Origin of the sequence: Blautia sp. MCC269 (assembly GCF_018785655.1) — a bacterium.
In the GTDB taxonomy this organism is placed as follows: domain Bacteria; phylum Bacillota; class Clostridia; order Lachnospirales; family Lachnospiraceae; genus Blautia_A.
On sequence record NZ_WQQE01000033.1, the window covers coordinates 1 to 24,118 of the forward strand.

Below are 24,118 nucleotides of genomic sequence, written 5' to 3' on the forward strand. Positions count from 1 at the left end.
GGTGAAAAGCCTAGTTTTTAAGCTACTCACCCTTTCTTATCATAGAAGAATCCTATTTACAGAGATTTTTTCATAGTCTCTTAAATGCAATGGAACAGAATCATGTATCGCATAGTGCAATGCGAGAAGCATTGGGGCGTTTAAGAGAATGCTTAGATTTTGCATTAGGAAACCAATTGATTAAAGTAAATCCATGTTTGATTGTAGAAGTACCATGGACATTTAAACAATCAAAAGAAGAAATTGCATTAACCCAGGAAGAACAGGACAATTTCCTGAGTGAGATGGAGGATAGCTGGTATAAAGAAATGTTTTATTTCATGTGTCTGACAGGTGTCCGAGTTGGAGAACTTGGTGGAATGAAATGGAGCGATATAGATTTTAAAAAGAAAGTAGTTCACGTCAGACGTTCCTTGAGTTGTAGTTATTATAATGGAGAAAAGAGAATGATGCTTGTAACTCCTAAAACGGTAAATTCAATCAGAGAGATTCCGTTTTTAGGAGAAATGGAAGAAATATTAAAAGCTCAGAAGAAAAAACAGAATAAGCTAAAAGAGGAACTGGGCAGTCGCTGGAGAAGTAAGGATGATTTAAAAGATTTGGTATTTACAACAGGTATGGGAAGTCCCTGCGTCAGATATGTTGTAGAAAAAGAAATTAAAAAGGCTTTAAAGAGAATGAGAGAAAAAGAAGGAGTTCTGGCAGTACAAGAAAATAGAGAACCCAGAGAAATCAGGGACTTCCACCCACATAGTTTACGGCATACGTTTGCTACAAGATGCTTTGAAAAGAAAATGGAACCGAAGGTTGTCCAGAGGTTGATGGGACATTCGAGTATCAGCATTACATTAAACATTTATACACATGTTCTGGATAATATAATGGAAGAAGAAATTAAGAAATTTGGAGTGGCGAAGACACAGACACCGGAAGAATATTATAATGAAGAAATTCGAAAAGTGAGAATTTCAGCTATGAGTCATTGCTGATTATAGGAAGAAAAAATAAATGTCGTTTCTTATAAAATAAAAAACGATTCTCTAAAAGATAGAAAAAATAAATGAAATCTATTATAATGTATATGAGTAGAAATAAATGGTACTGATAGTACAAATAAGAAAATGAATAATATAAAATCGAGGGATAAATAAAATGGTTCAAATTGCAATTTTTAATAATAAAGGTGGGGTTGGAAAAACGACATATTTGTATCATATTGCTAATATTTTAGCTGATATTGGTATTTGCACATTAATGGTTGATTGTGATAGTCAATGTAATTTAACTGCGTATGCTATTGATGATACTGAAATTAAAAAAAGTTGGTCTGATAGAGGTAATAGTATATATCGTGTAATTCAACCAGTGGTAGAAAATACAGGTGATATTAGGATGAGGCAGTCCTATTTTGTTAGAGATAATTTGTATCTTATACCAGGGGATATAGACTTGAATATGTATGAGGACAGATTGGGTGAAACATGGCCTAGTGCAAGTATTCAACCTGCATCAATTAGAGTTCAGATTGCAATATACAGGTATATAAAATTTGCGGCTAAAAAAAGTAAAGCACAAGTTGTGTTGATTGATTTGGGACCGAATTTAGGAGCACTAAATAGAACAGTATTAGGAGGATGTGATTATTTTATTACCCCACTTTCACCAGATTTATTTTCAATTAAAGGAACACAAAATTTGGGAAATAAATTTGTATGGTGGCATGATGAGTGGCAAAATAACCTAAGAAAATGGAAACGAGCAGGAAGTGGTATTGAAGCAGAAGATTTGCCACATGGAACGCCTAAATTTTTAGGATATGTTACACAGCAACATAATATTCGAGATACAAAATCAGGAATGACAAAAGGTTGGAGTATTTTTGGAAAACAAATAGATAGTGCTGTAAGAAAAAATATTGTTCAGCAATTAAGTCCATTAGATCAAAGTGTTATAAAAGAAGAATATATGCTTGGAAAAATACCAAATCTTCATAGTTTAATACCGTATTCTTTAAATGCACATAAACCAGTATACAAATGTAATGGATCTGATGGATTAACGGGAGAACATATTAGTAAAGCGAAAAATAGTAAGGCATTATATAATGATATCATAGATACGATAATGGAATTATTGTAATATAAGAAATTTGTATGTGAAAAATGCTTGTTAACTATAAAGTAATTATATGAAAAATATGAATTATGGGGGAAATTTGGGGTACGAAAATACTCCCCAACTTTATAAAAAGGATTCCCCAAATAAGAAAAAATGAAATTGAAATCAAGCTACAAATGCTCAGAATCATTCCCCAACTTAAAAATTTGGGGAACACCGAAAATTGTTAATTAGCCAGAAAGACAAATTTCTTGAAAATATTGATAAATACATAGCTGTATTATATATAAGTAGCAATACAGGCAGGAATCTAAATTCAGAAGTTCGCAAATCAGGCTGGAATGTAATCTAAAAGTCGCAAAACAGATGGGTAAATAATCCATTAACTTAAGTTTTCATTATATTATTTTAATAAGTCTGAATTTAAGTATTTAAAGGCCCTGAAAGCCTTATAAACACTACGTTTCACAGTGATTATAAGGTTTTCGGGGCTTTTTTCTATATTTTTCTAAAAAAGTCCTAAATACCGCCAAGCATCGCTGGAAATCACCAAAAATCTCCCAAAATTGAATATTGAGTAAGGAAAAACTGAGTAAAAGCAAAGGCTTGCAATCTTCAGCGAAGTTACTCAAATTATCAGCGGTTTCATCAGATCACCATAATTTTCAAAAATCAAATTATTAACTTAAAAACTAATTTCATAAGGAGGAAATCAGTATGGCAAGTACAGCGATAGGCGCAGCTGGCGAGGATGCTCGCACAATAACTTTATGAGCAAAGAACATAAGGAGTTCTATTTGGAATATCTGCCAAAATGCAGATGGAAAGATGTATATCACAAAGCATTGGTATATTGTCTTGGAATCGACAGAGATACACGAAAACACGTTAACAGAATTTATGATTTTAAAAATGGCAGTGTGAAGCCAGAATGTCTGCAGGAAGGGTGGCAGACAAGCGGTTGTGTCAGAGTTGTACGCATGACATTTAATCTCTACTGCAACGGTACACCCAGTGTCTATGATTATGAAGATGCTGAAAATCAGATTACAGGGAACAACAAATGAACTGAAATGGTTCCAAAGAATTTAAGAGTAACCCTGAAAACGATGATGGATAATATTATCATGGGATTGGAATTTGATCCCAAAGAGGCTGTTTTACATCATGCGGAAGGAATAGATGTGATTCCATCTAACAAACTTCTTTCATCTCTGGCACAGTTCTCCCATATGTAAATGGTGGGTTGTTTGCAAATGAAGATATTGAAATTCCACAGTTTACGGATGAAATCAGAAATCTTTTACTGGAAAAAGCATCAGCAGATAACGGTTCAGAGAACAAAGAGGCCAGCTTCCTTTTGGCGTTAATACAGGATCAATTAAAAATTTTTTTCCACCATAACATAAAAAATGGTGGCATTTCGTATCTGCTGAAGGTACATAAGAACATTCTCCTGTCATATAATGTTCTGTAAATCAATCTGCATGGATGTTCGCTGGTAATAAGTATCTATGATATCCTGTAAAGTAATCATATTCATTTTTTCTTCAGCAGTTTTTTGGATTTCATTATAGAATTCCTGTAAAGACAACTGAATATTAATGCCAACGCCGCAATCAGGGTTGGTATGAGTATCTAAATGGAGCAGCGGCTTCTCGCCTTCAACTGCTTTATAAATATCCAGCAATGTAATCTGATCTGCTGGTTTTGAAAGAGAAGGACGGGCATGTCCGGCTACACTGGTCATAAGTTCCGCTTTTTTTAGTTTTAACATAAGCTGGCGTACAAAGCCGGGATTTGTATGGACACTTTCTGCAATTGAGGCACTGGTGAGGGATTTTTCCTGGTTGATAGCAATCAGAACCATTACATGAACAGTATCACTTAATTTTGTTGAGTATTTCATGATAAGAAACTCCTTATAGTATGATATAATGATTTTTTTCACATTTTTGAGACAAAAATATTTCTGGTTTGTCTAAAACATTTCAAGTTCTCAACATTTCTTTTTAATGTGTTGAGAAACTGTGCATATTTATTATTTTGATGATTGTAAATAATATAATTACAACTATAATGAAATTTAAAGGAAAAGTCAACACAGTAATGAAACTTACGGAGGAGTGTATAATATGCTAATCGTAGACAAATCTATAAAACTATGACTGAGGTAATGAGTTTTGTCCAGGAATGGATAAAAGAGAATCCGGACAAAGTTAGATTTATGAGAACACTAAAATCCTTGTATAAACATTGATTATTACATGATACTATAAATGTTCACAAAGGAGAGCTTATGGAATACAAAAATCAAACAGAAAATCGTGCATTTCAGGAAATGTTGCAGGTAGCAGTAAAACGGTTGCAAAATCGTTCCGGAGAGGATCTTGCTGCAAAAAGTGGAGCTGTTTTTTATAGCAGCCGAAATGTGCTTGAAGTACTGAGTTTTTATGAAACGATTGAAATTCAACTCCCTGAGTTTCGTATGAACTCAAACATGGACGAATGGCATTATCTGACATTGCTGCATTATCTGGACATGGCCGATGGAACAGAAGGCTCACAGAAGCTCATTACTTTTGGTAACCTGAAAGATGGATTGATTCGAGGAACCAAGTTTGACCGGACTGCAGAGCAGAAACTGGAAAAACTTTTGCAGGACAAAGAGCCTGAGAAAATTCAGAAAGCATGTACAAGTCTGGGTGCAGAATTCACAGAGACAAAGGCGGATCTGTGTGCTGTTTTTCCAGTTCTGCCAAGATATCCGGTAACTTTAAAGATATGGTTTGCGGATGAAGAATTTCCTGCATCGGGAAAACTATTTCTTCAAGATCATGCCGATCATTATCTGAGTGTAGAAGATGCGGTAACAGTTGGAGAAATTTTACTGCAAAAATTATCGGAAGCATTTTCTTCCCTCTGATCATGAATCAGAAAACTTTCCAGTCCGGCTTTGATAAATTTGTCGATTACTGTCTGAATCTGTTTCCAGTCATTACAGTGATTGCGGAGCATCAGTCTGTTGATGGAAAGGCAGCCATTCATTTGAAAATAAAAAACCGATTCTGCCTGTTCAAAGGTCAGGAGGCTGTGTGACATAAGCCAGGTCACATAGCCTTCTTTTGTATTTTCTGCTATTTTTTCCAGAAGAATAGGGGCAATTGCATCATCCAGAAACAGTGCCCTGTATTGTGATTCCATCTGTATTTTCTGACAGAACGGATAGGAACAGCTTTTTTGATTTAGACAGAATAAATGATCTACAGTTGTTAACATATCCTGAGTCATATCATTAAAAATATCTGATAATACATCATGGATATCGTAGTAATGAAGATAAAAAGTGCCACGGTTGATTTCAGCATTTTTGCAGATCTCTGTAACTGTAATTTTCGTAAAACTTTTCTGCTTTAACAATTCTAAGAACGTATCTTTTATGGTTTGCCTGGTATAGCGGGTACGGCGATCTTGTTTTCTCGTTTTTTCTGACATTATATACTCCTGTATTATTTGGTATCATATGATTCCTCAACAATTTTTCTGATGTGTTGAGTAGCCATACAAATCTCATAGATTGATTATTGTAATTTATATAGTAACAACTATAATGAGGTTTAAAGAAAAAGTCAACAGATTGTTCAGAATATTAGGAGGAAAAACATGGGACATGTAATTGCGATATCAGGAAAAGGCGGCGTAGGAAAAACTACACTTTGTGGATTGTTGATCCAGTATTTGTGTGAAAGCGGAAAATGTCCGGTCCTGGCGGTGGATGCAGATGCAAATGCAAATTTGAATGAAGTGCTCGGTGTGGAGCCGGAGATCACACTTGGAGAGCTGAGAGAAGAAATTGAGCGGGCAGGTGTCGACCCACGATATCAGATTCCCTCTGGTATGACAAAACAGGCATATCTGGAAATGCGTCTTTCCGATGCGATTGCAGAAGAAGATGATTATGATCTGATGGTAATGGGGCGAACCCAGGGACAGGGCTGCTATTGTTTTGTAAATGGTCTTGTGCAGACCCAGGTTCAGAAACTGCAAAGCCATTATCCATATATTGTGGTTGATAACGAAGCGGGTATGGAACACATCAGCAGAGGGATCCTGCCAATGATGGAAGTTGCGATTCTTGTGAGTGATTGTTCCAGAAGAGGTGTTCAGGCAGCCGGACGTATTGCAAAGCTGATGAAGGAGTTAAACTTTAAACCACAGAAAACTGGATTAATTGTGAATCGTGTTCCAGATGGAAAACTGGATGCCGGAACTCTGGAAGAAATTCGGAATCAGGGACTGGAGCTGCTGGGTGTGGTGCCTCATGATAATCAGGTTTATCAGTATGACTGCGATGGAAAGCCAATTATACAGCTTCCGAAAGATTCTCCTGTAAGAAGTGCACTGGGAGAAATTGTAAAGAAGTTAGGATTGTGAGTTGGAGGATTGAAAGTTTGAAGATTGAGTAAACAGAAATATTATTTGATTTGGTATAACCAATTGCAAAGAAAGGAAAATCTTCATGAGAAATCATTGGACAGAAATAGAAAAATATTTAGAAGACCAGAAGATAGCGCAGGAACTGATTGGAGAACTGAGAGATTTTCACATGCGTTATGAAGTAGAGGATCAGGTAAAGGAACGGGTAGAAAAACCGGATATGCTGTTTTATGGGAAAAAAATTCTGGAAATGTCAATAGCAGCGCTTCTTCAGGGGGATAACCTGTTACTTTCCGGTGCGAAAGCTACAGGAAAAAATGTACTATGTGAGACACTGGCATGGATATTCGGAAGACCGGAATACGACATTTCTTTTCATGTAAATACAGACAGTGCCGATCTGATTGGAACGGATACCTTTATAAATAATGAGGTTCGCCTTCGGAAAGGCCCTATCTACCAATGCGCGGAATTTGGAGGATTTGGAATCCTGGACGAAATCAATATGGCAAAAAATGATGCCGTTTCTGTACTGCATGCCACACTGGATTATCGGCGCAGAATCGATATTCCAGGATATAACAGGATTTTACTTCATCCGGCAACACGATTTATCGGCACGATGAATTATGGTTACGCAGGTACCAGAGAGCTAAATGAAGCATTGGTTTCAAGGTTTATGGTAATTGATATGCCTGAAATGGATGAGGATAGTGTCCTTTTTGTATTAAGACAACATTTTCCAGATGGGGAGAAAAGTGCGCTGAAAGCTTTTGCAGGACTGTTTCTGGATTTGCAGATCAAAGCTTATCATGGAGAAATTTCAACAAAATCTCTTGACCTGAGAGGATTGGTTTCTGCTGTAAAAGCAACAAGAAGCGGACTTTCTCCAATTGATGCAATCCAGATGGGGATCATAAATAAAAGTTTTGATGTATTTGAAAAAGAGATCATAGAAGATGTGGTTTCTACCAGAATCCCATCTTCCTGGACCGGAAAAGACATATGGGGGTAAACTTGTATGGAGGATGTCAGATGGCCGGCGGAACAACTGGAAGAACATCGTCTGGAGGTCAGCAATCGTATCAGAAATCTTTTTTGGACAGTCAGTGGTGATTATGATATAGAATTTGAACCGGACACAGAAAAATATGTTTATTCAAAACAAACGGTTCTATATGAGGCGGTGAAGCAGGGTGCCTTTGCACGATATTTTGATCAGAAGAAACTTGGCATGTATTTGATGAAAAAATTACATTTTTCTGCTGGCGAAGATATGCTTTTGCCTCTTGCTGGATTATGCATGGATGCTGCAGTGGAGCGTTTTATCATTCGAGAACGTTTGGGAACAAAGGAAATCAGAGAACAGGCGTTCAGAGAATTGGAAAAGGCCGAGGAAGAGCAGGTATCAGACAAAGCTGGAACAGACCTGATTCATAGGATTAGGCTTCTGTATATAAGGCATGTTCTGAAGAACACAGACGATGAGGGAACGGATCCGCAGGCAGAGATTGCATTGTACAAGATTCTTTCTCTGAAGGATGCAGAAAATACGGAAGATGTCATAAACGTGATAGATGAGATTTATAATCATGTTTTGGATCCCTCTTTTGAAAAAAAGAATGGAAATCTGGAGAAGATTCTGAATTTACCGGATATGGCATTGGCCAATGACGCGTGGCAGGAATGCATGACGGATGAACAGATGGAAGACATCATTCAAAAATATCTTTCTAATATCAAAAAAAAGATGATGAGTCTGGATATCAGAAACCACAAGAAAAAAAGATTTTATTTCTCTCCGGAAAATAAAGAAGTTCCGGAAAGCTCGGAGAATATAAATCCACAGGCAGTGAGACGGATATGGGAATATGTGGAACTGAATTACGGAAAATCGTATCTAAATGAATCGGAGCAGGCCAGAGTCAACCGGAAATTTTGTACAGGAATCCATAAAAACTGTATCCTGTATCTTACAGATGGAATTTTACAGAGCCCTGTGATTAAAAATAATCAATACCGTTTTTCTCAGCTACAGTTTGAAAAAAATAAAGCCTATTATGGAAATAATCACTGGATCATCAAAAGAAATATTTCTGTGTTGGCAGAGTCACTGAAACGGGCATTTATAATCCGAAAGGATGATTTTGTCAGCAGATCTGATGCAGGGCAGCTTGTTCCTGAGAGGTTATGGAAAATTGGAAGAACAGAAGATGACAAGTTATTTAATAGAAAAAAGAGATCTGATGATTCTGAGTTTGTAATAGACGTCCTGATTGATTCCAGTGGTTCCCAGGCTGACAGACAGGCTCAGGTAGCGGCGCAGGGATATATTATCAGTGAAGCATTAAGCCAGGCAGAAATTCCTCATCGGGTGACAGGATACTGTGCTTTCTGGGGATATACAGTACTTCAGAGATTTCGGGATTATGAAGATCCAAGGGAAACAAATGAAAGAATCTTTCAATTTCGGGCATATGCCAATAACAGAGATGGGCTTGCACTGAAAACAGTCTCTTCCTCTCTTATGGAGCGACCGGAAAAAAATAAGATTTTAATCGTATTTAGTGATGGAAAACCCTGTGATATGAGCATACAACGACCAGGAACCCGCCAGCCCAAGATCTATGACGGAGAAGGAGCTGTGAAAGATACTGCATATGAGGTGCGTCGGGCCAGAAATCAGGGAATTTTCGTAATTGGTATTTTTGTAGGGAATGAAGAAGAACTCTCCGTGGAAAAGAGAATCTATGGAAAAGACTTTGCCTATATTCGTAATATCAGCAATTTTTCCCGTATGGTAGGAACTTTTTTGCGAAGACAAATTGATATGGAATGAAAATGGAGGAAGCACTATGGGTAAAATTGAATTTGCCAATTGCCAGGATGTAAGAAATCAGAAAAAGATACAGGAATTAGATTGTCCACGCTGTCATGAACCGGGAGGCATTGAAGCCTTTGTGAAAGACGGGATACTTGCAGAGGATGGAGTATGTGATAACTGCGGATATATTCTTCCAGAAGGAACAGAACTGGAGGAAATGGAGTAAGAAGCATTTAAGGAGAGAACAAATGAAAATTGCTGTAACTGGAAAAGGCGGAGTAGGGAAAACTACGATATCTGCAGTATTAGCACGGCTGTATGCAGAAGAAGGGAAAAAAGTATTTGCAGTAGATGTGGATCCAGATGCAAATCTTGGACTTGCACTGGGTTTTTCAGAAGAAGAACTGGAGAGTATTACGCCTATCAGTAAAATGAGAAGGTTAATTGAGGAGAGAACAGGTGCAGATAAAAGTAATACTTTTTATAAAGTCAATCCAAAAGTGGATGATATTCCTGAAACTTACGGAAAAGAAAATAATGGTGTTCGACTTCTGGTTTTGGGAACTGTGGAAACTGCGGGAGGCGGATGTGTATGCCCTGAAAATGTAATGTTGAAACGAATTATTAATAATTTGGTTTTACATAGAGATGATATAGTAATCCTGGACATGGAAGCAGGACTTGAGCACTTAGGACGGGGAACAACGGAAGGGATGGATCAATTTATCGTTGTAATAGAGCCGGGGGCCAGAAGTGTTCAGACTTATAAAAATGTAAAACGTTTGGCAGAAGAATTGGGTGTAAAGGAAGTAAAGGTCATAGCAAATAAAATCAGAAATGATGAAGATGAAAAGTTTGTAAGGTCTAGAATACCGAAGCAAGATTTTTTGGGATGTGTTCATTATAATGCAGAAGTTATAGAAGCAGACAGAGAAGGAAGCTCCCCTTATGGATGCAGCAAGACAGCTACGGATGAAATTCGAAAAATTAAGGAGATATTTGATGTAATGGCAAAATAGACATTATATTAATTTATCCAGTTGTGAGGGGACAGATTGCACTTACACTTCCTATGACAGATGAGAATATTACTGGATTTATTGAAACATCTAAGGAATTAATCACAGAGATTTATAAGTAATTTGTTATTATTTGGAGCCAGCTATTACTGTTTTAGCTGGCTCTGATTACGATGTAATTAATAATATAACAGCTACTTGACGTGCAGATGAAGTGATGATATACTACCACAAAGAAGTTAGTTATAAAATAACAGCAAGAGGAAAAGTGAGGAGAACTTCCATTATGAAAAATGAACAGTATAAAGAGGCAGTAAATTCTCTGGTTCGACACATTCAAGATGCGGATGCTATTGTTGTTGGGGCTGCTTCCGGGATGTCTGCAGCGGCGGGATTTCGTCATTATTATGAGCATGATAAGGATTTTATAGATAATCTTGGTGAATTTGAAAAAAAGTATGGATATCATAATTCATTTGATGGATTTTATTATCGGTATCGAACCAGTGAAGAACGCTGGGCATTTATCGCGAGAAATCTTTGTATGATACTGGATGCGGAAACGGGTCAGCCCTATTATGATTTACATGAGATTTTAAAGGATGAGAATTATTATATTTTAACGACCAACCAGGATACACAATTTACCCGTGTATTTCCAAAAGAAAAAATCAGTGCAATTCAAGGTGACTGGAGATTCTTGCAGTGTAGCCGAAGATGTCATGATGAGCTTTACAGCTCGGTGGACACACTGCAAAAGTTAAATAAAAGTATTGATGAAAATCTGCGGGTTCCAAAGAATATGATTCCACGTTGTCCAAAATGTGGTGCAGAAATGGAACCATGGGTTCGGTCCTGGACATTTCTGGAAGGGAAAAAATATCGCGAAGAATACAATAAATTAAATACATTTTTAAAGGCGAACAAAAATAAAAAGATTCTGTTTTTGGAACTTGGTGTAGGCCGTATGACTCCTATGTTTATTCAGGAACCATTCTGGAAGATGACATATGCGTGGCCGGATGCTTATTATATTACGATTAATCCCAGGGATGCGCTTGTACCGGAAGAATTGAAGCAGAAAGGTTTTGCCATTTACGAAGATATTGCAAAAGTATTAGCTGATGCCAGAAAGAATTTTAATGAGGGGCAGAATGAATCAAGATAAAATAAAAAATGTAGCAGAACTGATCCGGCAGGCAGATGCAGTTCTTGTAGGGGCTGGATCAGGACTGTCCAGTGCAGCGGGATATAATCATTATCATTATAATGAAATATTCAAAAAGTATTTTAAAGATTTTGAACAGACTTATGGAATCAGAAATCTATTTCAGGGATTTTATTATGTTTACTCAAAGCCAGAGCAGCAATGGGGATTTTATTCCAGATATATTGCATTCATGGAAGAGTCACCTGCCGGACAGCCATATTGTGATCTCTATGAATGTCTGAAAGGAAAAGAATATTTTATCCTGACTACAAACTGTGATATTCAGATTCCGAAAGTTTTTCCGGAGAACAGAATATGTCAGTTCCAGGGAGATTTTCGATATTTTCAGTGCAGTCAGCCTTGTCATGATCAAATATATGAAAATCATGCCATGATCCAGGATATGCTGCACTCAATGAATGATAATCTGGAAATACCGGCAGAAAAGATTCCGCGTTGTCCGAAATGTGGCTGGAAGATGGTTCCGTGGGTACAGGATAATACTTTTTTACAGGGAGAATACTGGAAAACAGCATATCAACAATATGAAAATTTTGTTGATACCTACAAAAATAAAAAATTGTTATTGCTGGAATTAGGTGTTGGAGATATGACACCGAGTGTGATCAAATTACCTTTTTGGGATATGGCATATAATTTTTCGGATACTTTTCTGGTAACAGTAAATCTGGATGCAGGTAGTTCACCTGAGCATTTAAATGGAAAATGCTTAACTATAAATGAAGATTTATTTTATTTTTTGCAAAAATTACGGGGACAGATTCAATGAAGTGAGATGTAAGAATAACGATTTTAAAATCAGAAGTGGATCAAAAGCTTGCAGAGCAATATGCAGTTTCAGGGTTTGAAGCTTGTCCATTTCATAAAGCAGGACAGGTTTTTGTCAGTGACGGTGAGCATAAACCGGAAGGATTGTGCGAGTATGCCTGGAAACCAATAAAAGAGATGGTAAAAATGCTGTCAGAAGGAGAACTTCTCCAGCCGAGAGGTACATGGATGGTAGAGGATGACAAAGGTGTTTTTTCCTGTGTAGATGGATTACGACCGGTTATTATGCTGATCGAGGCGATTCATGCAGATGAGGATGAATGAAATAATGGAAGAAAAATATAAACAAATTGCTGAAATAATAAGAGACGCAGATGGAATTCTGATTGGTGCAAGCAATGGATTATCCATAGCGGAAGGATATAATATCTTTACAAACGATGAGAGATTTCAGAGCTATTTTTCTGACTTTCAGAAAAAATATGGTTTTAGAAGTTTGATTCAGGGAAGTTTCAGCAGATTTGAATCAGAAAACGAAATGTGGAGCTATTATAGCCGTATGGCATATTACTATATGTATCATACACAGCCAAATACGCTCATGCAGACGCTGTATGCACTTGTGAAAGATAAACCATATTTTGTGGTGACTTCTAATACAGATGATCACTTTGCAAGGGCTGGGTTTGAACGTCAGCATATTTTGGAACTGGAAGGCAACATGAAAGATATGCAGTGTGCGAACGGTTGTCACAAGCAGATTTACTCCAATCGAGAAGTAGTATTAACCATGAGGGAACATGAGCATGGAATGGAAATTCCATCAGAATATTTGCCGAAATGCCCAAAATGTGGTGGTGTTATGAAGATTCATGTGCCAGTAAATCAGAACTTTATCAAGAGTTCAGAGACACAAAAAAGTTATCAGAATTATCAGGAATTTATGGCGCGTTTTCAGGGGAAAAAACTGCTGATCTTGGAATTTGGAATCGGTGCCAGAAATCAGATGATAAAAGCACCGTTTATGAAAATTGCAGCAAAAGAACCAAATGTTTTTTATATAACTTTTAACAAAGGTGAGATTTATATTCCAGCACAGATTGCAGATAAGGCAATAGGTGTAGATGGTGATCTGTCTCAGATATTACCTCAAATAGAGAGAGCTTACAGGGAGTGATGATGTTGGAAAAATTTTATTGTTATCTTTTGAGGATGATGAAGAGAAAATAATTAGTGCCATATTGTCTGCCCTTGATATGAAAACAGTTTATTCTTCTAAGAAAATGATACGTTCAACAAAGATAAAACAAGGCGACATTACAATCTTATCGGATAAGCGACAAGTATTAAAAAAGATAAAAGAGTTGAAATAACTTTTTTTGAATTTGAAATTATAAATTTGCTGATAAGAAATCCCGGGAGTGTATTCAGTAAAGAGCAAATATATGCTTTGATATGGAATGAGCCATATTTTGGTGACTATAATGTAATTATGCAACACATACGAAATATTAGAGAAAAAATGGAAGATGATCCTAGTCATCCTGTATATATTCAAACTGTGCGAGGTGTAGGATATCAGTTTAATGGGGATTTAGGCAGCGATTGAAATTGCTGCCTATAATATTTTTATAGAGAATAAAGCTTATTCTGAGGAGTTTTGGGTATTTCAGGAGCATCCTGTTTGAGATATTTGGACAGATTTTGATGTATCAATTCCAACTCTTTTATTTCTTGCTATAAACAAAGCCAGAGCTCGTCGAAATATCGATCAACCATTAATCATCCATTAATCATCCACTCAGATCGTGGGAGCCAGTATGTTGCAAAGGAATATAAAAAAGCAACCGAAAATATGCAACGCAGTTATTCGAAGAAAGCATTTCCATGGGATAATGTATGCATTGAATCCTTCCATTCTATTATTAAACGCGAATGGCTCAATCGCTTTAAAATCCGCGATTATAAGCAGGCATACCAGCTGATTTTTGAATATCTGGAAGCTTTCTATAATACGAAACGAATTCATAGCCATTGCAACTATATGTCGCCAAACGAATTCGAACGAGTGTATAAAAGAACGCACACTAAGGCGGAGCTTTTGGCAGATTAAAATGGGGAGAAATATCTCATTTTAACTTGTACTAAATCTTGACATAGGACCATGTAAATATCAGCAGCTATGATGTGAAACTGGAAAATGTGCATTTCTTTTATACCGGAGAGGAAAAGGACGAGGTGTTGCATGGAATTGACCTGAAGATGCCGGTAGGAAGTTTTACTGCATTGGTCGGACCGAGCGGGGGAGGTAAATCTACGGTAGCAAGGCTGATTTCAAGATTCTGGGATGTGACATCCGGCAGCATTACCATAGGTGGTGTAAATATTAAGGAAATGCCATTGTCGCAGCTTTCAGAAATGATCAGTTTTGTGACACAGGATAATTTCCTGTTCCGGTGTTCTATCATGGAAATATACGTCTCGGCAATCCGGCTGCATCGGATGAAGAGGTACGGGAAGCAGCATAAAGACAGTTTTCTGGCGCAGATATATCAACATAAGGCAAAACTTCTTTGATTTTTTTTACGATATGCTTTTGTTCCGCTTCTGGAGGAACTGGTATAAGTGCTCGATGTAGTTTAGGACAATAAGCGGGAATCCTCGACAATTCAATTACCGAGATGAAAGCGCAGGATTGTGCATATCTGCACATTGAAATAATATAATAATCTCCCAATCCCTTGATATTAATGCCGTAACCGGTATATAATTAATCGAAAATATGTTCGGCTTTTGCTGCGCATTTTTACTCGTTATGTTATACTATATGTATGAAAGAAAATCTAATACATTACAGGACTTGTGTGTGTAATATTAATTACCATATGGTGTGGTCGGTGAAATACCGGCGGAAGATATTAAAACCAGAAATTGAAGAATACCTTCAGGAATTGGTGCAGCAGATCGCTGAGGACAAGGGATTTACCGTTCATTTGTTTGAATGTGGTGAAGGTGATCATATCCACTGTTTTGTATCAGCTCCACCAAAACTGTCCATAACAGCAATCGTCAAGTATCTGAAGGGGATCACCGGCAGAAAACTGTTCGAACGTTTTCCGGAAATAAGAAACCAGCTATGGAAGGGAGAGCTGTGGAATCATTCCTATTATGTGGAAACAATCGGATCTGTATCTGAGGAAAATATCCGCCGTTATATTGAACATCAGAGCAAGTCGTATTGATTTAAGACGGACTGTGAATAGCGGTCCGCATAACTGTCTGAAGGGGGAAGAGGAATGCTGCTGTCACACAGAACATCTGTAAAAATCCGGCCGGAATATTCCAATATCATAGGGCATATGTGTTATGCAGCATCCAAACTCTGGAATATCTGTAACTACGAACGTCACCATTATAAAGAACTGGGACTGGAAAAGTATCCTGACTGGTATTACCAGAAAAAAGCACATAAAGGAAATCTGTGGTATAAACAGCTTCCGTCACAGACAGCACAGGAGACCTGCAAGCAGCTGGACAAAGCATGGAGATCCTTTTATGTCCTTAAAAAGACCGGAGGGATCAAAGATCCAAATCCACCTCATTTTAAACAGGGAAATATACCGGTCACATACATGCAGATGGGGCTCCGGCATGAGAAAGGTTCGGACCAGCTGCGGCTGTCTCTGCCAAAGGATCTGAAAAGCTACATGGAAGAAACATATGGGATCCATGAAAAATTTCTATATCTTGAAAATAAGATTTTCAGGGACATGGATCATATAAAACAGCTGCGGATCTATCCACCGGAAAACGGAAAATGCGACCTTATTGTTATCTATGAGATTGAAGAACCAGAGCAGCTCTCTCAGAATGAACATTATTTATCTGTTGATCTGGGACTTCATAATCTGATGACCTGTTATGATTCCGAAAATGGCAGGACTTTTATCCTTGGAAGAAAATATCTTTCATTGGAAAGGTATTTTAATAAAGAAATCGCCAGAGTGCAGTCAGTATGGTATGCGCAGCAATCGGAAAGAGGAATAAAATATCCAAAATCATCGAAACATATCCGGAGATTTTACAGGAAAAAGCAGAATGCAGTAAAGGATTATCTTCACAAAGTGACCAGATGGATTGCAGAATACTGCAGAAAAGAAGATATCCGCTGTGTGGTTGTGGGAGACATGCGAAATATCCGCAAAGAAAAAGATATGGGGCATAAGACCAACCAGAAGCTTCACAGCCTGCCGTATAATAAGCTGTATATCATGCTGGAATATAAGCTGAAACTGTATGGGATTCCATTGATAAAACAAGAGGAAAGCTATACCAGCCAGTGCAGCCCATTATCACCGGAAGTATCAAAAAGATATGCAGAAGCATCAAACCGAAAAGAACGGGGCATGTATATAACTGATGGAGTAAGATACAATGCAGATGCAGTAGGAGCATTTAATATCCTGCGGAAATATCTTTCCGTATCCGGAAAGCAGAAAGAACTGTCCGTAACCGGACTAAAAAATCCAGAAATAATAAAAGTAGCTGCATAGCCGAAAGGCAAGCAGTATTGGTGTCATGGACGCACCCTGAAAAAAGGCAGTATCCCGCCAGATTTCAGATGCTCTGATAACTCAGTTGCCGAGTAGTTCACTATTGGTATCATTAAAAACGTTTGCCTTTTTTGTAGGCTGGGCTATATGTGTTTCAATTTTGCCTATACCAGATACAAAAAGTGCGGCAGTCTGGAGATTTTGGGCAGAATTGATTCCATTATTGTCAGTTATTGGTTTTACAATTATTTTCTGGTTAATAGATAAAAGAAACATACGATTATATCTGACTGGAAAACCTGTTTATAATATCGTACTTGGGTGTATCACAGGAGCTATTTGGTTAGGAGTATCTGTTGTGATATTATCTTTAACAGGGGTCATACATATTGATGGCAGAAACCAAATTTCTATGCTTTGGTTATGGTTATTTTCAGCTTTTATCAATAGCGTTATGCAGGAAGTGTTAGTTCGTGGTTACTTGTATCAGATGATAAAAAATAATTACAACATCGTTGTCGCTGTCCTTATATCTACCGGATTATTTACATTTGCACATGGTGGGGCTTTTGAGGCAGGAATACTTCCTGTACTAAACGTTATAACGATGAGTCTTTTCGTGACAGCAGTTTTGGAATATACGGAATCCTTAGTTGCTCCGATTGTAATCCATTTTTTATGGAATGGAGTTGGTGCAATTATTTTGGGTGGAGTATCATTAGCAGAAGATTATCCGCATTTGTTCAACATGGTAATTAGTGGAAATTCAATTTTGTCGGGTGGCAGCTGTAAAATTGAAGGTAGCATAGTTGTACTGTTTATGAACTTGATTTTAATGTTAGGATTCGTAATGGCAAAAAAGAAAAGAGACAAAAATCTATAATTTCAGTTTTATTGTACTTTTCTAATTCGAGACACACTGTGCCCTGAATTGAGCTGGTCACATTATCGTGCCCTGATGCGTATAAATGATGAGAAAGCAAGATCAAATGCAATGTAGACTTGGGATATAAAAAACTATACTATAGAAAAACGTTAGAGGTGGCAGCGGGAATGAAAAATAAAATTTTGGTGATAGAAGATGACCGTGCAATTTCAGAATTGCTGTGCATGAACCTGGAGGCAGCAGGGTATGAGACTGTGGCAGCGTATGATGGGGAAGAAGCCCAGAGGCTGCTCTTATGGCAGGAGGACGCGGACCTGGCAGTGGTGGATATCATGCTGCCGGGAAAAGACGGATTTGCACTGATGGAGGATTTCAAAAAGAAGGAGCTTCCGGTGCTCTACCTGACTGCAAAGGATGATGTGGCTTCCAAGGTAAAGGGGCTGAAACTGGGTGCAGAAGATTATATGGTAAAACCTTTTGAGATGCTGGAACTTCTGGTACGCATTGAGAAGGTGCTGGAGAGGACGGGACGGGCCAAGAAAGTCTTAACGGTCCGGAACATCCTGGTGGACATGCAAAGCCATCAGGTCTACAAAGACGGGCTTCCGGTAAGCCTAAAGCCAATGGAATATGACCTCTTTGTGCTGCTCCTGCAAAATAAGAACATTGCGCTTGGAAGGGAAGAACTGTTAAAACGGGTCTGGGGAGAAAACTACCTGGGAGAAAGCAGGACGGTGGATGTCCATATCGGACAGCTCAGAAAAAAGCTGGAACTTTATGATGAGATCAGGACGATCCCGAAACTTGGATACCGTCTGGAGGAATAAGGATGAAGCTGTGGAAACGAACGGTACTTCTTATGCTGGTAACGCTATTATGTGCCCTGATTCCAGTGGGAACGCTAAGTCTTTATATCACAGGAAAACGAAGCCTCAATAATGCTGCAGAGACCTACGGAAGACAGCTGGAAAATGGTAAGATACTCCTGGAACAATTTTGGGATAACAGCAAATATGAGCAGATGTCCGAGACTGGAAAGCAGGCTTATATGGGCTTTCAGTTCCAGCGATGCTGTGGGGAAGGCATGGCCCTGATCGACCGAAAAAGCAATGCCGTCATTGAAAACCTGACAGATTATAAAGTGGTGGGGCTCGAAAACTTAGGCTTAAAGGATGAAGGAGATCCGTATGCCTACAAGATACAGAAACTGGGACAGAAATACCTCCTTCTCCAGCTGGAACCATTATCCAGACCGGAAGGATACGAAGTCCTCTCTGTCCGGGAAGTCACAGGGCTTTTTGCAGAGCTGAGACAGACCGCTGTCTGGTTTTTTGGAATTTATCTGGCTGTGTTCCTGATCGCCGGCCTTTTTATTTATATGATGATGCGAAGAACTGTGGAACAGATGGAGAAGCTACAGGAAGTGGCAGAGAAACAGGAGCTGCTCATGGGGGCACTTTCCCATGAAATGCGTACCCCGTTAACGTCCATTATCGGGTATTCGGATACCCTGCGCCATGTAAAGCTGAAAGACGAACAGAAAGACCGGGCACTGGAACATATCAACCGGGAGGGAAAACGCCTGGAGGCTCTTTCTGGGAAGATGCTGCAGATGCTGGGGCTTTATCAGAACCATGCCATACAGATGGAAATGACCATGGCAGGTGACCTTTTAAACCATGTCATAGACATGGAAAAAGAACAGGCAGAAAAGAAAGCGGTACACCTCAAGATGGAATGTGAAGCCTTTTCCATGAAAATGGATCCGGCCTTGATGGAAAGCCTTCTGATAAACCTGATCGACAATGCCCTAAAGGCTACGGATGCCGGTGGAAGCATTTGGGTAAAGGCTTATGAGAAAGCTGGAAAAAAGATCTTTGAGGTGTCGGATACCGGAATGGGGATCCCGGAGGAAGAACTGGGAAAGATCACAGATGCATTCTATATGGTGGACAAATCACGAAGTCGAAAAGAAGGCGGATCCGGACTTGGGCTGGCACTCTGTGTGAAGGTGGCTGAAATCCATGGCGGATGCTTGAAAATCGAAAGCAGACAGAGAGAGGGGACCACGGTAAGAGCCATCTTCTGATTTACAATTTGTTTACATCTTAATGAATACATCGGCAAAGCAATATGGTACTCTTTTCTCATAAGAAAAGGGTACCTTTTTTAATACCGAAAGGAAAGGATGGAAAAAGGATGAAGAAAATAAAAATGTTTATGGGAGCCGTTCTGTGTATGAATCTTTTGACATTATCCGGATGTGACCGTATTGTCCAGTCTGCTGTTGTGGAAGAAAAGGATCAGACAGAACAGAAAAAAGAAGAGAAAAAGGAGACAGTTCAGAAAACCGTTGCCGAACAGGTACAGGCACCGGAAATATACCAGACAACGATCCAGGCAGATCTAAGATCAGCGGACCGGGAGGATAAAGAAACCCCAATGAATTTTACCCTGACAGCGGATGCACCGGTAAAAGTGCCGGATGTAGATGCAATCTGTTTAAAAAAAGTAAAAAGATTGGCGATTCCTGAAGAAGAACAGAATAAAATAAAAGACACATTCGGAAAAGGACAGCCCATGCAGGAAGAGAAGAATGAGAACGAACAGGCGGGGACATATACAGTAGATGGACTGACCTATCGGTATTCTTATACACAGAGTGAACAGGTATCGGATGTGGAGGAACTCGGATGTGGGATAGCGAAGTTTATCTTTGACGATTGTGGAGACATGACCCTGGAATCGAGCGAGAAAAAAGAAAGGGAAGAACGCTTTCAAAATTATATAAAGGCAGGAAGCGGGAAAGTGTCTGAAAAGGAAGCAAAGGAGAAGGTTTCAGGTCTTGTGTCCGGAGACTGGGAGATATTTGAAAGTTCCTCAAAAGCACTTACTGAAGGAAGCACTACCCTGGAAAAAGATGATTTCATTTTTGAACGGATGATAGACGGGGTTCCGGTTAATTATGTGAGGGAAACCTCTCTGCCTGTTAATGAACAGGCTCTTGAATGGGAAAACGAAGATGGAACCCTTCATGAAGGACAGTCTGAAGGATGGGAAAATGAAGTACTGACGATGGACTTTTGCAGTGGGACACTTCAAAGTTTTCTGCACCGAAATCCCATAGAAGCATCGAATGCTTCCGATGAGAGGCTGTTCTTACTTCCTTTTGATGAGGTCAAGGATATCTTTGAAAAAACGATCACTTTGCAGGTCATGACAGAAGACAAGAATCGGCTGATCTCTGTCGATGGAGGAAGCCACTACCGTTATCCGTCCATTGATGCACAGAGTGCGGAGATAGCCATAACAAAGGTACAGCTGGGTTATATGTGCATGCCAGACAGTGAAGGCAGCGATACCGAAGCAGTCCTGATCCCGGTGTGGGATTTTTATGGAACCTGGACATCCAAAGAGCCAGAGTATGAGTACGGAAATGGGGAGGATGGACCGGTCATGGGAGACGTGACGATGGATGATGCAGGTGTTCCACTCCTTACGATTGATGCACGGGATGGAAGCGTAATACAAAGGATTCAGGCTGGATGGGCGGCTTCTATGGGTTCCAAGGATATAAAATAGAGTGTCAATTTCAATTTCTAATCAATGATGACAGAAAGACCTGGAATTTCAGGTCTTTCTGCTTTACAGGAAAAAGAAAAATACGTTATACTTTTCCTATAGAAAAAGGTTGGAGGAATATGTATGGCAGAAAAAATGGCAGAGCGGATCGCAGAGATTTTAAAAGGACCTAATTTTCAAACGGCAGAGAAAGCACTGACAGATTTCTGCGGAACGATGGATGGGGAATTCAGGAATCTTCTGGTGGATATTATTGTGGAACGATGGATTGATACGCCTAAAGACGTACCGTTTTCCTATGCCCGCAGCATTTGGAATCGGAAAGATATAAATAGAGAAGAGTATCAGGCATTGCTGGAGGAAATCCGAAGCTATCCCATCGCACCGATCAACAAGGCAAAGATATCGGATTTTTTATGGGTTGTGGAAAATGATTTTTCAAATGCTAAAATAGCAGAAACGGCTTATTGCGAACACTTGAAGAACACCGGTGCATTTGCAGATCATATCATGGCTATAAACCGGATCTTGTTTATCTCTAAAAAAATCCGAAGCAAGGAAATCAATGAAGAGGTGCGAAAGAATCTGCTGATAAAAGTATTAGAAGAGTATGATAACAGCAGCCACGCAAAAATTGGATATTTGATAAAAACTGCCATGGAGGAAAAAGTGGATACAGGATATCTGATCCCTTATGTGGAAAATATCTTGAAAACTTACGATGATAATAGCTGCGATGCACTGCTCATTGGTAAGTTTTGTGATCTGTTGGAAGAACTCTATTGCAGAAAAAATAACTGGCTGAAGAAAAAGTGTATTACTGAACCTAAACTGATTGCGATACGAAGACGTAAGATTCAGGCTGTCCGGATGGAGGCTGAATATGCCGGGGCCTCTTCCAAAGGAAATTTAATGAGAAAGATTCACAATTTGAAAGAGGTTATTCAGTTGTTAAAGACCATACAAGGTACGGAAGAAGAAAGAAAGGCACTGTTGCAGGAAATAGCACAGATAGAAGAAGCTTCCCTTTCGGAGATGATGGTATGGAGTGATAAACAGGATGCCAGCGGCATTGTAAAAGAACTGTTCCGCCAACTGGAAGATCTTGATAAAGAAGAGGCATTATGTTATTTTGCTTCATTTATTCCGATTCCGGAAAGAGAAAGGGTAAAGAATCAGGTATTAAATAGGACTGGGATCCTGCACACGATATTTCCAGCGGCAATCCTTGGAAAAGGAGGAAAATTAATTGCTAAAAGCGGGCCTGTGAAAAAGCCCGATGGAACAATCGATGAAGGTGCGCTTAAGGATAATATGGAGCGGACAGCAACCATGGAGATGGATTATTTTGCACAGATCCTGGTGAGCAATACGTTTGAATATATTCGTTCCAGATTTTTGATCGAAGAGAGTGATATAAAAAAGATTGTAGATGTAAGTTGTGCGATTCCGGAGGGGAGAAAAGAATCGTATACCAAGGGTCTCATGTTTGGCTTTTCTGGAGATTTCTTGACGGCGCTCAGTATCCTGATTCCACAGATAGAAAATGCAGTAAGATATCTGGCAGTGGAATGTGGAGAACCTGTTTATAACATGAATGAAGAAGGGATTGAAGAAATAAAATCAATGCACGCTGTCTTAGAATTGGAAGGAGTAAAAGAAAGTCTGGATGAAGACCTTATATTTGCTTTAAATACGATTTTTTGTTCAAAATTTGGATTTAACATGCGCAACAATGTGGCACATGGAATGCTGGATGATCAGGCATTCCAGAGCTTTAAGGCTTTGTATATCTGGTGGTTTGCACTGAAATTTTGCTATCTATTCTGCGGAAAATTACAGGAAGAGAATAGAAGTAAAATAAATAAAAAGCTGAAACAGCTGATGGAGAAGAAAGATAATATGGATGAGAATTAATATAAAATGGTTGGACGGATGGTATGGTTTCCTTAAAAAGTGTTCGGAAGTATCTGGCAAGCATAGCGTTTGGACATCAAAACGCACTTTGGGGACGGCCTCAACCCCCGGAATGTGTAGCACTGAGAGTAAATCTATAAATATAATATGAATTATAAAAACACTCCAACTTAGTAGTCAGAGTGTTTTTCATAAGCATATATTTTTTTTATAAAAATAGAGAGAAAGTATTTTGGTAGTTACGGATTTAAGAAAAACCAAAATTCATGTCCCTGGCATACAATATAGCGCTCCAACCACTCATTAAAAGGAAGGTTAAAACGATCGGTGTCAGGAGCTGGATAACATAAATAATCGTCTCTACCTTCTAATACAGCTTGTAAATCCATGGTTATATCACCTATATCTTGCAGAAAAAGAATGGGAAGATGATAGGTGAATTCTGGATCAGATAAAATGGGTGTATTATTCCAAACCTCTTTTTGATTAAGAGCTTCTTTTAAAGAGTAGATGGTACAGCTGACTAGAGAACTACCCTCTTCTCCACAAAAAAGCTCCATTCCATTTGAACAAGATAAAAAGGCTTTATACGAAGCGGGAAGTTTCATGTTGGGAAAATATTTTTCAAATAACTGAATTTCTTCGGAGGATACAGGTGGGTAAAATTTATGAGTTACTTTTATAGGCTCATCACCTAAATGCCATTGATAGACCCAACCATTATTATCCATCTCATATTTTAAATTTTTGAAAATTCTGTGTATTGCATTTACATCTTCCATT

26 protein-coding genes and 1 pseudogene are annotated in these 24,118 nt (G+C 38.7%); 24 read left to right on the plus strand and 3 right to left on the minus strand.

Translation table 11 applies throughout. The features are described from left to right. Positions 1-119 precede the first annotated feature (119 nt). From GPK88_RS10970 to GPK88_RS10985, 4 genes and pseudogenes are all read left to right on the plus strand, one after another. Complete coding sequence (locus tag GPK88_RS10970; protein ID WP_252197754.1) at positions 120-989, plus strand: tyrosine-type recombinase/integrase; 870 nt, start codon at positions 120-122, stop codon at positions 987-989. 163 nt (positions 990-1,152) lie between these two features. Then, positions 1,153-2,139, plus strand: a complete 987-nt coding sequence (locus tag GPK88_RS10975) for a ParA family protein (protein WP_215707793.1) — start codon at positions 1,153-1,155, stop codon at positions 2,137-2,139. Positions 2,140-2,835: 696 nt separating this feature from the next. Beyond that, positions 2,836-3,167, plus strand: a pseudogene (locus GPK88_RS10980) (DUF6075 family protein); the annotation flags it as partial. Positions 3,168-3,191: 24 nt separating this feature from the next. Beyond that, entirely contained in the window at positions 3,192-3,356 is a 165-nt protein-coding gene (locus tag GPK88_RS10985) for a hypothetical protein (RefSeq protein ID WP_252197755.1), read from the plus strand. Between the two features lie 221 nt (positions 3,357-3,577). On the opposite strand, the gene GPK88_RS10990 is transcribed toward GPK88_RS10985, so the two are convergent. Beyond that, positions 3,578-4,027, minus strand: a complete 450-nt coding sequence (locus GPK88_RS10990) for an Rrf2 family transcriptional regulator (RefSeq protein WP_215707795.1) — start codon at positions 4,025-4,027, stop codon at positions 3,578-3,580. A gap of 390 nt (positions 4,028-4,417) precedes the next feature. Between GPK88_RS10990 and GPK88_RS10995 the strand changes: the two genes are divergently transcribed. Next, on the plus strand, positions 4,418-5,044 hold the full coding sequence (locus GPK88_RS10995; RefSeq protein WP_215707796.1) for a DUF3786 domain-containing protein: 627 nt from the start codon (positions 4,418-4,420) through the stop codon (positions 5,042-5,044). Here GPK88_RS10995 and GPK88_RS11000 read toward each other — a convergent pair. Then, positions 4,966-5,613: a TetR/AcrR family transcriptional regulator gene (locus GPK88_RS11000; RefSeq protein WP_117593155.1), complete on the minus strand. Its 648-nt coding sequence runs from the start codon at positions 5,611-5,613 to the stop codon at positions 4,966-4,968. The two genes, GPK88_RS10995 and GPK88_RS11000, sit on opposite strands and share 79 nt — an antisense overlap. Before the next feature lie 168 nt (positions 5,614-5,781). On the opposite strand from GPK88_RS11000, the gene GPK88_RS11005 reads away from it, so the two are divergent. From GPK88_RS11005 to GPK88_RS11100, 19 genes are all read left to right on the plus strand, one after another. Then, positions 5,782-6,552: an ATP-binding protein gene (locus GPK88_RS11005; protein ID WP_215707797.1), complete on the plus strand. Its 771-nt coding sequence runs from the start codon at positions 5,782-5,784 to the stop codon at positions 6,550-6,552. A gap of 85 nt (positions 6,553-6,637) precedes the next feature. Further along, positions 6,638-7,570 (plus strand): AAA family ATPase, encoded by a 933-nt coding sequence (locus tag GPK88_RS11010; RefSeq protein ID WP_215707798.1) that lies wholly within the window; start codon positions 6,638-6,640, stop codon positions 7,568-7,570. 6 nt (positions 7,571-7,576) lie between these two features. Beyond that, complete coding sequence (locus tag GPK88_RS11015; RefSeq protein ID WP_215707799.1) at positions 7,577-9,394, plus strand: cobaltochelatase CobT-related protein; 1,818 nt, start codon at positions 7,577-7,579, stop codon at positions 9,392-9,394. 16 nt (positions 9,395-9,410) lie between these two features. Beyond that, a complete protein-coding gene (locus tag GPK88_RS11020; RefSeq protein ID WP_215707800.1) occupies positions 9,411-9,605 on the plus strand; it encodes a hypothetical protein in 195 nt (64 codons plus the stop codon). Positions 9,606-9,627: 22 nt separating this feature from the next. After that, on the plus strand, positions 9,628-10,398 hold the full coding sequence (locus GPK88_RS11025; protein ID WP_215707801.1) for an ATP-binding protein: 771 nt from the start codon (positions 9,628-9,630) through the stop codon (positions 10,396-10,398). A gap of 286 nt (positions 10,399-10,684) precedes the next feature. Further along, the gene (locus GPK88_RS11030) at positions 10,685-11,566 is read left to right on the plus strand and encodes an SIR2 family NAD-dependent protein deacylase (protein WP_215707802.1); all 882 of its coding nucleotides are present in this window, start codon (positions 10,685-10,687) and stop codon (positions 11,564-11,566) included. Beyond that, a complete protein-coding gene (locus GPK88_RS11035) occupies positions 11,553-12,398 on the plus strand; it encodes an SIR2 family NAD-dependent protein deacylase (protein WP_215707803.1) in 846 nt (281 codons plus the stop codon). Before GPK88_RS11030 ends, GPK88_RS11035 begins: the two co-directional genes overlap by 14 nt. 20 nt (positions 12,399-12,418) lie before the next feature. Continuing rightward, positions 12,419-12,721 carry a TIGR04076 family protein gene (locus tag GPK88_RS11040; protein ID WP_330626677.1) on the plus strand — a complete coding sequence of 101 codons (303 nt, stop codon included), beginning with the start codon at positions 12,419-12,421 and terminating at the stop codon, positions 12,719-12,721. 4 nt (positions 12,722-12,725) lie between these two features. Continuing rightward, on the plus strand, positions 12,726-13,574 hold the full coding sequence (locus GPK88_RS11045; RefSeq protein WP_252197756.1) for a Sir2 family NAD-dependent protein deacetylase: 849 nt from the start codon (positions 12,726-12,728) through the stop codon (positions 13,572-13,574). Between the two features lie 192 nt (positions 13,575-13,766). Further along, positions 13,767-14,006, plus strand: a complete 240-nt coding sequence (locus tag GPK88_RS11050) for a winged helix-turn-helix domain-containing protein (RefSeq protein ID WP_330626678.1) — start codon at positions 13,767-13,769, stop codon at positions 14,004-14,006. A 246-nt stretch (positions 14,007-14,252) separates the two neighbouring features. Continuing rightward, complete coding sequence (locus GPK88_RS19610) at positions 14,253-14,510, plus strand: integrase core domain-containing protein (RefSeq protein ID WP_252197757.1); 258 nt, start codon at positions 14,253-14,255, stop codon at positions 14,508-14,510. A gap of 74 nt (positions 14,511-14,584) precedes the next feature. Further along, positions 14,585-14,974: an ATP-binding cassette domain-containing protein gene (locus GPK88_RS11060; RefSeq protein ID WP_330626674.1), complete on the plus strand. Its 390-nt coding sequence runs from the start codon at positions 14,585-14,587 to the stop codon at positions 14,972-14,974. Positions 14,975-15,228: 254 nt separating this feature from the next. Further along, a complete protein-coding gene (gene tnpA / locus GPK88_RS11065; RefSeq protein ID WP_252197758.1) occupies positions 15,229-15,639 on the plus strand; it encodes an IS200/IS605 family transposase in 411 nt (136 codons plus the stop codon). A 54-nt stretch (positions 15,640-15,693) separates the two neighbouring features. Then, positions 15,694-16,950 carry an RNA-guided endonuclease InsQ/TnpB family protein gene (locus tag GPK88_RS11070; protein ID WP_015525011.1) on the plus strand — a complete coding sequence of 419 codons (1,257 nt, stop codon included), beginning with the start codon at positions 15,694-15,696 and terminating at the stop codon, positions 16,948-16,950. A 103-nt stretch (positions 16,951-17,053) separates the two neighbouring features. Continuing rightward, entirely contained in the window at positions 17,054-17,833 is a 780-nt protein-coding gene (locus GPK88_RS11075; RefSeq protein ID WP_242981827.1) for a CPBP family intramembrane glutamic endopeptidase, read from the plus strand. 170 nt (positions 17,834-18,003) lie between these two features. Next, entirely contained in the window at positions 18,004-18,663 is a 660-nt protein-coding gene (locus GPK88_RS11085) for a response regulator transcription factor (RefSeq protein ID WP_015525013.1), read from the plus strand. 2 nt (positions 18,664-18,665) lie between these two features. Continuing rightward, positions 18,666-19,925 carry a sensor histidine kinase gene (locus GPK88_RS11090; RefSeq protein WP_059085799.1) on the plus strand — a complete coding sequence of 420 codons (1,260 nt, stop codon included), beginning with the start codon at positions 18,666-18,668 and terminating at the stop codon, positions 19,923-19,925. 110 nt (positions 19,926-20,035) lie between these two features. After that, complete coding sequence (locus tag GPK88_RS11095) at positions 20,036-21,418, plus strand: DUF6034 family protein (RefSeq protein ID WP_110103124.1); 1,383 nt, start codon at positions 20,036-20,038, stop codon at positions 21,416-21,418. 123 nt (positions 21,419-21,541) lie between these two features. Beyond that, on the plus strand, positions 21,542-23,335 hold the full coding sequence (locus tag GPK88_RS11100; protein WP_195567515.1) for a DUF4209 domain-containing protein: 1,794 nt from the start codon (positions 21,542-21,544) through the stop codon (positions 23,333-23,335). Positions 23,336-23,574: 239 nt separating this feature from the next. Here the strand turns inward: GPK88_RS11100 and GPK88_RS11105 are convergent, their stop codons facing one another. After that, positions 23,575-24,117 (minus strand): SMI1/KNR4 family protein, encoded by a 543-nt coding sequence (locus GPK88_RS11105; RefSeq protein ID WP_147603555.1) that lies wholly within the window; start codon positions 24,115-24,117, stop codon positions 23,575-23,577. Between the last annotated feature and the right edge of the window lies 1 nt (position 24,118).

Bases quoted from the DNA above. Each gene is read 5' to 3' on its own strand.
- GPK88_RS10970 (WP_252197754.1), top strand. From the start codon at position 120: ATGCGAGAAGCATTGGGGCGTTTAAGAGAATGCTTAGATTTTGCATTA.
- GPK88_RS10975 (WP_215707793.1), top strand. From the start codon at position 1,153: ATGGTTCAAATTGCAATTTTTAATAATAAAGGTGGGGTTGGAAAAACG.
- GPK88_RS10985 (WP_252197755.1), top strand. From the start codon at position 3,192: ATGGTTCCAAAGAATTTAAGAGTAACCCTGAAAACGATGATGGATAAT.
- GPK88_RS10990 (WP_215707795.1), bottom strand. From the start codon at position 4,027: ATGAAATACTCAACAAAATTAAGTGATACTGTTCATGTAATGGTTCTG.
- GPK88_RS10995 (WP_215707796.1), top strand. From the start codon at position 4,418: ATGGAATACAAAAATCAAACAGAAAATCGTGCATTTCAGGAAATGTTG.
- GPK88_RS11000 (WP_117593155.1), bottom strand. From the start codon at position 5,613: ATGTCAGAAAAAACGAGAAAACAAGATCGCCGTACCCGCTATACCAGG.
- GPK88_RS11005 (WP_215707797.1), top strand. From the start codon at position 5,782: ATGGGACATGTAATTGCGATATCAGGAAAAGGCGGCGTAGGAAAAACT.
- GPK88_RS11010 (WP_215707798.1), top strand. From the start codon at position 6,638: ATGAGAAATCATTGGACAGAAATAGAAAAATATTTAGAAGACCAGAAG.
- GPK88_RS11015 (WP_215707799.1), top strand. From the start codon at position 7,577: ATGGAGGATGTCAGATGGCCGGCGGAACAACTGGAAGAACATCGTCTG.
- GPK88_RS11020 (WP_215707800.1), top strand. From the start codon at position 9,411: ATGGGTAAAATTGAATTTGCCAATTGCCAGGATGTAAGAAATCAGAAA.
- GPK88_RS11025 (WP_215707801.1), top strand. From the start codon at position 9,628: ATGAAAATTGCTGTAACTGGAAAAGGCGGAGTAGGGAAAACTACGATA.
- GPK88_RS11030 (WP_215707802.1), top strand. From the start codon at position 10,685: ATGAAAAATGAACAGTATAAAGAGGCAGTAAATTCTCTGGTTCGACAC.
- GPK88_RS11035 (WP_215707803.1), top strand. From the start codon at position 11,553: ATGAATCAAGATAAAATAAAAAATGTAGCAGAACTGATCCGGCAGGCA.
- GPK88_RS11045 (WP_252197756.1), top strand. From the start codon at position 12,726: ATGGAAGAAAAATATAAACAAATTGCTGAAATAATAAGAGACGCAGAT.
- GPK88_RS19610 (WP_252197757.1), top strand. From the start codon at position 14,253: ATGCAACGCAGTTATTCGAAGAAAGCATTTCCATGGGATAATGTATGC.
- tnpA (WP_252197758.1), top strand. From the start codon at position 15,229: ATGAAAGAAAATCTAATACATTACAGGACTTGTGTGTGTAATATTAAT.
- GPK88_RS11070 (WP_015525011.1), top strand. From the start codon at position 15,694: ATGCTGCTGTCACACAGAACATCTGTAAAAATCCGGCCGGAATATTCC.
- GPK88_RS11085 (WP_015525013.1), top strand. From the start codon at position 18,004: ATGAAAAATAAAATTTTGGTGATAGAAGATGACCGTGCAATTTCAGAA.
- GPK88_RS11090 (WP_059085799.1), top strand. From the start codon at position 18,666: ATGAAGCTGTGGAAACGAACGGTACTTCTTATGCTGGTAACGCTATTA.
- GPK88_RS11095 (WP_110103124.1), top strand. From the start codon at position 20,036: ATGAAGAAAATAAAAATGTTTATGGGAGCCGTTCTGTGTATGAATCTT.
- GPK88_RS11100 (WP_195567515.1), top strand. From the start codon at position 21,542: ATGGCAGAAAAAATGGCAGAGCGGATCGCAGAGATTTTAAAAGGACCT.
- GPK88_RS11105 (WP_147603555.1), bottom strand. From the start codon at position 24,117: ATGGAAGATGTAAATGCAATACACAGAATTTTCAAAAATTTAAAATAT.